Genomic DNA, 9,149 nt, shown 5'->3' with positions numbered 1-9,149 from the left:
ATTGCGGTCCACGCGCCGACTACGCCGAGAAGGTACCCGAATGTCACGAACAACCCAACTGGCAGGGTCAGCGCCATGGCCATGCCATCGCGCCAGGTGAGCTTCTTGGCGAGTCTTCGATGGTCGATGCTGTTTTCGGTCATGTCTCGTCCTTCGTTTATTGTCCCCCCGGTTGCCAGGTCGACGCGATCGTCTGGATCGGCACCATCTGGTGATCTGTGTGGACAGCAGGCCCGGGACGCCAGGCCGCCGCTAGCGTCCCGGCCCTGCATGGCTAGGCCTTCACCCCTGACTGCGCGTGCATCCGAGTCGCGCCGAAGGAGTACACACTGCGACAGGGCTCAGCTAGGATTCTCAGAGATCCGCGCGTGAATCTCTCGATCAGCCCGGATTCCGGATTCGATTGCGCCATCGATAAACCCGTTCCATCCGTTGGCGAGATCGGAACCAGCGAAGAAGACCCTGCCTTCGGGCTTTTGCAGCTCCGCGAGCAACCTCGTTGTCTGGCCCGGTCTGAACATGCACCACGTGCCGCGCGAAAACTCGTCACTCGCCCAGTCGTGTCCAGTGGTGGCGACGACTTCCAGATCCCCAAATAGCTTGTGGAGTTCCGCACTGACTTGGTCGACGTCACTAGCGTTCAAATCAGCCCCCTCGGGGCCGAATGCGATAAGCAACTGACCGTCATCGAGGACCTTGTCTGTAACGACATAGTTGATCAAGTGGTTCTCCGGGGCAACAGCGAAGAACGGCTTGGGCAAGTCGCCTCGAACGTGCACCCACGCTTTCGCACCACGGCCGGGCTGGCCCTCGGAGATCCCCGCTTGTTTCGCGGCGGATAGTGCAGGGCTGAAATCAATGGCGCCGAAGGTATTCAATGGTGCCGCGACGACCACGTACTCAGCCCGCAAGGTATCCCCTTGTCGAGTGGTCACGACCACACCTTCATCCGATTGTTCCACCGCGGCAACCGGAGTGCTCAGCCGAATTTCGGCTGTGGAGTCGTCCGCGATGGCCTGGATCAGAGAGCGCGTTCCGTTCGCGAGTTTGTAGCGCCCGACCGTATCGAAGACTGCATTGATATCGAAGCCGCTGAGCGCATACCAACGCAGCGCGGCAACCAGACCAACGTCTCCGCAGGGAGCCGAGCCCATGGCTGTCCACAAGCCATTGGCAAGGTCTTTCTCTTCTGGAGTCAGGTCGAGTCCGTCGATCCGATCTTGGATCGACAGCTTGTCGATCACCTCTAACGCGTCCTTTCGGTAGAAGGGCTCGAAAGGTCGCTCGAGAACCTCGCGAGCGTCCTGAACGACCATCTCCATGAGGGACTCGATAGCCGACGCGGCCTCCTCGTAGGGAACGCTTTTTCGCTGGCCTCCGGTCACGGTGGCCGCGATCTCGGGCGCGGACACTCCGATGGTTTCGACGAGCTCGAGGTTGTAGCGCGAGATTTCCGCGAACGCATGTGGCTGGAACCAATGGACCCACGTGCCTCCCAGCTCCAGTGAGTGGCCCGGCAGAGCGTCGTCCTTGTACCAGGTTCTGCCGCCAATGCGATCCCTGCCTTCCAGTACCACCACGTCGTACCCCCGGCGACTGAGTTCCCGAGAAGCGGTAATGCCGGCGAAGCCGGCTCCAATGATCACAACATCACACGACTGATTGTTTCCCATGTCCTCATCCACTAATCACAATGAATTTCGTCGGTGACAAACCGACTTGGTCCTCTTCGGACCGAAGTGACGTCCCCTGGTTGGGGAGCCACCGTCCTCCAGTTATCTGCGCGGTCACGCGGCCGTCGAATACGCACTCCTTCTTTCCATGAAAGCTTCAGTCGCTTTTCTTGACGATGTGAATGACGCTCGTGTCGGTGAACTCCAAGAGCCCCTCCATGCCGAACTCGACGCCGATGCCCGATTGCTTGCGTCCGCCGAAGGGAATGTCGGGCAATACCGCGCAATGCGTGTTCACCCAGACGGTTCCACTCTCGAGGCGCTGAGCGACAGCGGTGGCGCGTTCTACGTCGGTACCCCACACCGAATTGCCCAAGCCGTATTCGGTCCCGTTGACTCGCTCGATCACCTCGTCGAGGTCGTCGTACTTCAAGATGGCGCGGACCGGAGCGAAGGTCTCCTCGGCGACGAGCGGACTGGTCTCGTCGATGTCGCGGACTACAGTGAGCTGCACGAAGTAGCCGGGGGCGTCGAACACGTCCCCACCGGCGATGACGTTCCCATCACGCGCCGCGAGGGCGAGCGCTGTCTTGGCGGCTTCCATTTGCTTGGCGTTCTGAACCGGCCCGTATTCGGTGTCCGGGTCGAGCCCGTGGCCGACCTTGGCGTCAATGGCCAACCGAGCGAATTCATCGCAGAACTCGTCGTATTGCGAAGCGTGCACAAAGATCCGCTTGATGTTGATGCAGACCTGACCGGAGTTCCAGAACGCCCACTGGAAGATTTCCTTGGCGACCTTCGGTACGTCCGCGTCGTCGAGCACGACCGCTCCGTCGTTTCCGCCCAACTCCAGGACGACTCGTTTGAGGGTCTCGGCGCTGCTGGCCATCACCTTGCGACCCGCGGCGCTGGAACCGGTGAAGGAGATCTTGTCGACCTCTATGTGGGCGGTCAGGTAGGGGCCCAGATCGCCGCCGTCGCCCACCACGTTGACCACTCCGGCCGGCACCAAGTCCTGGAGCAGCTCACCGATCAACATCGCGTTGAGTGGCGTGGTCGGTGCCGGTTTGATCACGATCGTGTTGCCCGCGAGCAACGCCGGCGCCACCTTGTAGATGGTCTGGAAGAAGGGGAAGTTCCACGGGATGATCCCGAGCACCACGCCGATGGGTTTGCGGTGGATCTCGATCCGTGACTCCTCGTCGTCACGCACCACCTCGGGGTCGAGGCGCAAGTCGGCGATGTGGCGCATCCACACGAGGGCCGAGTCGACGTCACCGTCGGCAGAGGCGGTCGGCTTGCCGGTTTCCAAGGTGATAATCCTCGAGATCTCCGCCCGCCGCTCCTCGATGCGGAGCGCAAGCTGGTGCAGTAACCGTGATCGCTCTTCCACGGTGGTGTTCTGCCAGTCCCCGAAGGCACGTGCCGCCGACCGGTATGCCTCGTCGGCCTGCTTCTCATCAGCGACCGGCGCCGTCGCGATGGGCTCACCGGTTGCCGGATCGAGGACCGGCTGGCTCGATGCCCCTTCGACTAGTTTCCCGTCGATCAACTGCTTGAAGGTCCGATTCGAGAGGTCGACGTGGGCAATCGAGGTGTCCAAATCGAGGGGTGCGGGCGGTGGGGCAGTCGTCATGTCGTCGTCTCCATTGTCGGGAGGTATCTGTCATTCAGGGGCATCGTCGGTCGCACTTTGCCTCGTCCGATGCGGGGTGGGCAGCACCGGCTGACTGTCGATGGGTGAAGGTGATCCGCTCGGTTGGATCAAGTGACAATGAACTTAATCACTAATCAGACGCGCCAACATATGCACGCGCACAGTTCGAGGCGAACATTCTGTGCACGGCCACACTCGCGTCCAGGTCGAGGCCTACTGCGTGAGGAGGTCGTTGGGCCGGCGTCGGTATTCCGAACGTGACCCCGGATGGGGTCATGTCGTCGGTGCCGGCTCCACAGGATCACGAGTGCTCTATTCAGTGCTGGAGAATTCTGCGCATGCGGGGGAGAAGAGCGGCCCGCGGGCACATCTGGAATGTGGAGGGCAAGGGAGTGTGCTGGCGCCACGGTTGAACGACGCCTACGTGCGAAGTGGCACAAGGCGATAGTTCGCGCCGACGCCAGCTTCGAGCGAGGCGGACTCGCCGCGCTCGACCTCCGAGAACACGACGGAGGCTGCCTGATCGCAGTTCCTCCTCCACAAATCCGGGCAACCATTCTGCCTCGGACCGTGCGCCGGCCCGGCCGGACGCACTGGCCCGGAACCTATCTGATCTGCGATCTCTGCACGAATGCATATCGCCTTGCAGGACTGTCCCTTGTCCGTCGAGCGCACTCGTTCCTACCGTCCTTCTCACCGCATCAGAAAGGGGACATCATGGTCCAGAGCGACGCAGTCTCATCGGTTCGGGGTCTCATTCCAGCCCACCTCACTCCAATGTCGAGGGGCGGAGCGATTCACTGGGATGCACTCACCACTCACCTCCGGTGGCTTGCGGCAATACCAGGAGTCGAGTGGATCACCACCACTGCCCACGCCTCGGAGGTCGCGACCCTGACCACCGAGGAACGGCAGCGCATGATCGAGCACGCCGTCTCGGTGGTTCCGGAATCCATTGGTGTGGTTGCCGGCGTCTACGACGACGGCAGCGCCCGGGCCGCTGCCGAGGCGCGACGTTCGGTCGAGTCCGGAGCGAAGGCGCTCTTGGTGTTCCCCTCGGGTGTCTTTGCCGGAGGGTCGCAGCGGCGCTCGGAATCCCAGCGCTCCCACTACGAAGCGGTCGCTGAGGCCGTGGACGTGCCCCTGATCATCTTCAAGTATCCGGTCGGCAACCCTCTCACGCTGCCGCTCGAGACCACGCTGGAAATCTGCCAGACCATCCCGACCGTGGCGGCCATCAAGGAGTGGTCCTACGACATCGTCGAGTACGAGGACACGTGGCGAGCGATCAAGGCCGATGCTCCCCACGTCTCGGTCCTGAGCAGCTTCAGCCGCGCTCTCTTTGCATCCCTTCTGGTGGGCAGCGACGGCGTGCTGAGCGGTCACGGCAGTATCGTCGCGGACCTGCAGAGTGAACTCCTTGCCGCAATGCAGGACGGGGACCTGAATGGGGCGAGGAAGGCCTGGGATCGCATCTACCCCCTCGCCGTTGCCTGCTACGCCGATCCCTTCTTCGACCAGCACAATCGAATGAAGGCGGCCCTGGGCATCCTGGGTCGAATCCCGCGCGACGCCACGTATGTGCGGCGCCCATTGGTGGAGGTCGACGACGCTGAGCTCGACACTCTCGAGGCCGCCTGCATCAGTGCCGGGCTCGTGTAACGCGTATGTCCTACGTCCACCTCTTCAGTCCGAGCACAATCGGCGGCGTCGAGATTCGTAACCGGGTCGTGTTGCCCAGCATGACCACTCGGCTGGCCACCCCCTCCGGAGAGATCACGCCGGAGCTCGTGAGCTACTACCAGGAGCGGGCCAGGGGTGGCTGCGGTCTTGTGATCGTGGAGATGGCCTCGCCGCAGCGTCGTGGTCGGCACCGAGGGCGAGAGCTGGGCATCGACTCGGACGAGTACATACCCGGGTTGCGCTCCCTCGTCGCAGCCATCCACGAGCAGGGGGCTCGGGCGGGCATCCAACTTGGTCACGGCGGAGCGCGGGCGCTCCCGACGGAACTCGGCGGGCGCCCCCTGGCCGCGACAGCGGGGCCGATCCCGGTGTTCGAGACGGCACGCTTCGTGAACTTTCCCGAGCTCTTCGACGAGGACTCTCTGGAGCAGCTCGTGGTGGATCACGTCGACGCGGCCAGACGGGCCGAGGAGGCGGGGTTCGACGTGATCGAGCTTCACGGTGCCCATGGGTACCTTCTGGCGCAGCTGATCAGCGCCGACGAGAATCGGGTGCTGCCGGACTTCGCGGCCCGGTACGATTTCCTCGCGTCATTGGTGCGCCGCATCGTTGAAGCTGTCGGAATTCCCCTGAGCTATCGCCTCAGCGGTCAGGACTTCTACTCCGCCGGGCAAACCTTGGACGACTCGCTCGCGTTCCTTCCCTACCTGGAGGACGCCGGAGTCTCCGCGATCTCGGTGACCGGGGGGCACTACAAGTCCGTCGACCCCGAGATCATGATTCCGCCGATGCCGTACGAGGACGGCGTATTCCTCGACGCGGCCCGGGTGGTCAAGGCACGCACGCGCCTGCCCGTCATCGCGGTCGGGCGGGTGAACGCCCCGGCTGTGGCCGAGGACGCTCTCGCACAGGGGTGGGCGGACTTCGTCGCGGTGGGGCGCGGCCAGATCGCCGATCCCCACTGGGCGCGCAAGACGCAGCAACAGCAGCAGGTGCGAGAGTGCTTGGCGTGCAATCACTGTGTGCGGACCATGCGATCCGGTAAACAGCTTGCCTGCGCGGTGAACCCCACCGTCACGACCACCGACCGGCCTGCCGCTGGAACCGCTGCGCAGCGTCGACTCGTGTTCGGTGCCGGGCCGGCCGGCCTGACCTACGCAGTGGAATCGGCACGAGCGGGACACGAGGTGTACGTCATCGCACGGGACCGCACCTGGAAGGCGGCGGCAGCACCCACCTTCAACGGCTACCGGCCGGATCGACAGCGGATGCACCGCTACTTCGACGGACTGTGGAAGGAGGCCGTCGAGGCCGGCGTTCGCATCTCGCCGGCGGGAGAGCTGGAACCGCCGCCCGAATGGCGTACCGACGTCGACGTCGTCGCTGACGCCAGGGGCGCCACGTACGTGGGCAACCTCGGCCCCCTCGTCCGCATCCTCATCCGAGTCCTGTCCCGCGTACCCCTGCCGAAGCGGCTGATGAAAAGCGACCGGCTCCACCACATATTGCTCTACGACCTGCGCAACCCCCGGAGGAGGGAGCCGACCCGAATTCCGGGAGCTCGCACCATCAAGATCGGCGATGCGGCACAGCCGGGCGACTTGGCCGCCGCCGTGCACGACGCATACATCCAAGCTTGGAAGGAACACAGTGATGACTAGTAACCCGATGCGATGCATCGTCACCGGGGGCAGCCAAGGCATCGGCGAGGCCATCGTCGAGAGACTCCTGTCAGATGGAGCTGCTGTCGCCGTAATCGACCGGCAGGAGCCCAATGCCCGGCTGAAGGGCCGGGTAGCTTTCGCCGAGTGCGACGTGAGCGATTCCGTTGCCATGGAGAACGCAGCTCTGGCCCTGACAGATGCGCTGGGAGGGCCGCCCAATACGGTGGTCGCCAACGCCGGAAGGTGCGTATCCGGTCGCTTGGCGAGTGACCCCGTGGACAACCTCGTGAGCCACTTTCAGATCAACACCTTGGGGGTGCTCAACACCTTCCGCCCGCACATCTCCCATATGCGTGCGAACGGGGGTGGGTCGCTGATCGCGATCACCTCCAACTGCGCGCACAAGCCCCGCCTGGACCTCGGCGCCTACTGCGCTACCAAGGCCGCCACCAAAATGATGGTCGAATGCCTCGCACTCGAGCTCTCGACAGAGGGAATCCGTGTCAACGCTGTTGCTCCGGGATCCTGCGACACCGAGATGCAGCGTCGTCAGTGGGAGGAACTCGGTGTCCCGAAGGACCGGCAGGTCGTCGGCGACCTGAAGTCCTATCGGTCCGGCATCCCTGCAGGCAGGCTGGCGATGCCGAACGACATCGCGCAGGCGGTCGGCTTCCTGGCCTCACCGGCTGCGGAGTTCATGCGAGGTGTGACCTTGGTCGTCGACGGTGCGCAGTCACTCTGATCTAACAACACGTCGTCCTCGCATCCACAATCACGCCCACCGGCCGGAACCGACCGCAAGCAACTCACGTCTCCACGAGGGGGATTGCCCATCCCCGCCGGGAACTCCGCGCCCAGGGAACCACCGCGTGCACCCAGAAACGGGTCCCCCTACATCCCCGGAGAGTTCGTCATGACCGACACCCCGGACCCCACGGCGAACTCCGTGGAGGCACCGCCACGCGGAAAAGCCTCCCCGCCGGCCACCCGCAGGGCGATGCTCGGCCTCGGTCTGGGCAACACCCTCGAGTGGTACGACTGGATGATCTTCGGCCTCCTCGCCGCGTTCATCGGGCCGCAGTTCTTCCCGTCGCAGGACCCGGTATCGTCCACGCTCGACGCACTGGCCGTATTCGCGGTCGGGTTCTGCGTCCGGCCGTTGGGCGGAGTCCTGCTCGGCAACGTCGCCGACCGCATCGGCCGGCGCCGGGTGATGCTTTGGTCGGTCGGCATCATGGCGGCCACCACCTCGAGCATTGCGCTACTGCCGTCCTACCACTCGATCGGCGTCTGGGCCGGGATCCTGCTGCTGGCATGCCGGCTGCTACAGGGCCTGTCCACCGGCATCGAGGCGCCACTGTCCACGGCGTACGCCGTGGAACTGATGCCGGCTGGACACGAGGGTAGGGCGGCCGGCTACATCAGCTTCTTCCAGAACTTCGGCATCCTGCTCGCCTCGCTGGTCAGCTTCGCGACCAGCTACATCATCGGCGGCGACGCCATGTCGACGTGGGGCTGGCGGGTCCCGATGCTGGCCGGCGCCGCGATGAGCTTCTTCGTGCTCTACCTGCGGCGCGCTCTCCCCGAGACGCTGTCGGAGGAGGAGAAGACCGAACGCACGTCGGGCACGTGGGAGGGCGTCCGACGACATTGGCTGGGCTTGGCCGCGATCATCTTCGTCGTCGGCGCCGCGCAGGCCTACAACTACGCGTGGAACGTCGGTTTGCCCAGTCTGGCCCGCGGCACCTACGGCGAGAACCCGACCACGATCTTCGCCATCACCAGCATCCTCGGCGTGATCATGCTGGTCGGGTCGATCATCACGGGCCGGATCGCCGACCGGGTACGCCTGTCCCGGGCATTCGTTGCCACCCGCCTCGCGGTCGTCCCCGGGATCTTCCTGATGCTGTGGTACGCCGGCCATGGCTTGCGCACCTTCACGGTGGTCCTGCTGCTCGGTGGAGTACTGCTGGCGGCGAACATGACGCTCTACAACGTCGTGTCCACGTCGCTGATGCCCAAGTACTGCCGGGCGACCGGCACCGGGCTGGGCTACGGCGTCGCCGTCGCAGCCTTCGGTGGCACCGCGTCCTATCTGATCGTCTGGCTGCAGAGCCGTAACTTGTTGTGGACCTTCCCTGTCTACACCGCTGTTCTGTCGGTCATCAGCGTTGTCTTGTATGTCGCGGCCCGTCGCCACAGCGGCACATTCGCTGGAGAGTGAGCACCAATGCGATGAACATGGGGACCCTCAGCCATCCGGGCTCCTGTCGGGTCAGTGCACCGTTGCCAGTCTCGAGAATGCAGTGACCAAACATGAAGGAGCACAACGATGAACGACAGCGTCGACCATCATCGACTCGCCAAGACCCTGACCTGGCGCGATGGAATGGCCCTTGCGCTTGCCCTACCCACTGGGTTGTTCGTGACATTCGGGTACCTTCTCGGGGTTGTCGGCGCGTGGACCGCAAT

Annotated in this window: 6 protein-coding genes; 4 read left to right on the top strand and 2 right to left on the bottom strand. The window is 64.0% G+C overall.

All coding sequences use genetic code 11. From position 1 onward, the window contains the following. Nucleotides 1-341: 341 nt before the first annotated feature. Nucleotides 342-1,673 (bottom strand): flavin monoamine oxidase family protein, encoded by a 1,332-nt coding sequence (locus tag AZG88_RS31955; protein ID WP_063886919.1) that lies wholly within the window; start codon nt 1,671-1,673, stop codon nt 342-344. Nucleotides 1,674-1,830: 157 nt separating this feature from the next. Next, nucleotides 1,831-3,309, bottom strand: a complete 1,479-nt coding sequence (locus AZG88_RS31950) for an aldehyde dehydrogenase family protein (protein WP_061700142.1) — start codon at nt 3,307-3,309, stop codon at nt 1,831-1,833. A gap of 288 nt (nt 3,310-3,597) precedes the next feature. On the opposite strand from AZG88_RS31950, the gene AZG88_RS31945 reads away from it, so the two are divergent. From AZG88_RS31945 to AZG88_RS31930, 4 genes are all read left to right on the top strand, one after another. Then, a complete protein-coding gene (locus AZG88_RS31945) occupies nt 3,598-4,992 on the top strand; it encodes a dihydrodipicolinate synthase family protein (RefSeq protein ID WP_082833536.1) in 1,395 nt (464 codons plus the stop codon). Between the two features lie 5 nt (nt 4,993-4,997). Next, complete coding sequence (locus AZG88_RS31940) at nt 4,998-6,674, top strand: NADH:flavin oxidoreductase (RefSeq protein WP_061700141.1); 1,677 nt, start codon at nt 4,998-5,000, stop codon at nt 6,672-6,674. After that, a complete protein-coding gene (locus AZG88_RS31935) occupies nt 6,667-7,419 on the top strand; it encodes an SDR family oxidoreductase (RefSeq protein ID WP_061700140.1) in 753 nt (250 codons plus the stop codon). Before AZG88_RS31940 ends, AZG88_RS31935 begins: the two co-directional genes overlap by 8 nt. 171 nt (nt 7,420-7,590) lie before the next feature. Beyond that, on the top strand, nt 7,591-8,901 hold the full coding sequence (locus tag AZG88_RS31930; protein ID WP_061700139.1) for an MFS transporter: 1,311 nt from the start codon (nt 7,591-7,593) through the stop codon (nt 8,899-8,901). Nucleotides 8,902-9,149: the final 248 nt, after the last annotated feature.

This window comes from Rhodococcus sp. LB1 (genome assembly GCF_001583455.1).
GTDB lineage: Bacteria > Actinomycetota > Actinomycetes > Mycobacteriales > Mycobacteriaceae > Rhodococcus_F > Rhodococcus_F opacus.
The sequence above is the reverse complement of the archived record's forward strand: the minus strand, read 5'-3'. Positions and strand labels throughout refer to the sequence as shown.

Coding starts and splice junctions, on each gene's coding strand:
- AZG88_RS31955 (WP_063886919.1), bottom strand. CDS start 1,673: ATGGGAAACAATCAGTCGTGTGATGTTGTGATCATTGGAGCCGGCTTC.
- AZG88_RS31950 (WP_061700142.1), bottom strand. CDS start 3,309: ATGACGACTGCCCCACCGCCCGCACCCCTCGATTTGGACACCTCGATT.
- AZG88_RS31945 (WP_082833536.1), top strand. CDS start 3,598: ATGGGGTCATGTCGTCGGTGCCGGCTCCACAGGATCACGAGTGCTCTA.
- AZG88_RS31940 (WP_061700141.1), top strand. CDS start 4,998: ATGTCCTACGTCCACCTCTTCAGTCCGAGCACAATCGGCGGCGTCGAG.
- AZG88_RS31935 (WP_061700140.1), top strand. CDS start 6,667: ATGACTAGTAACCCGATGCGATGCATCGTCACCGGGGGCAGCCAAGGC.
- AZG88_RS31930 (WP_061700139.1), top strand. CDS start 7,591: ATGACCGACACCCCGGACCCCACGGCGAACTCCGTGGAGGCACCGCCA.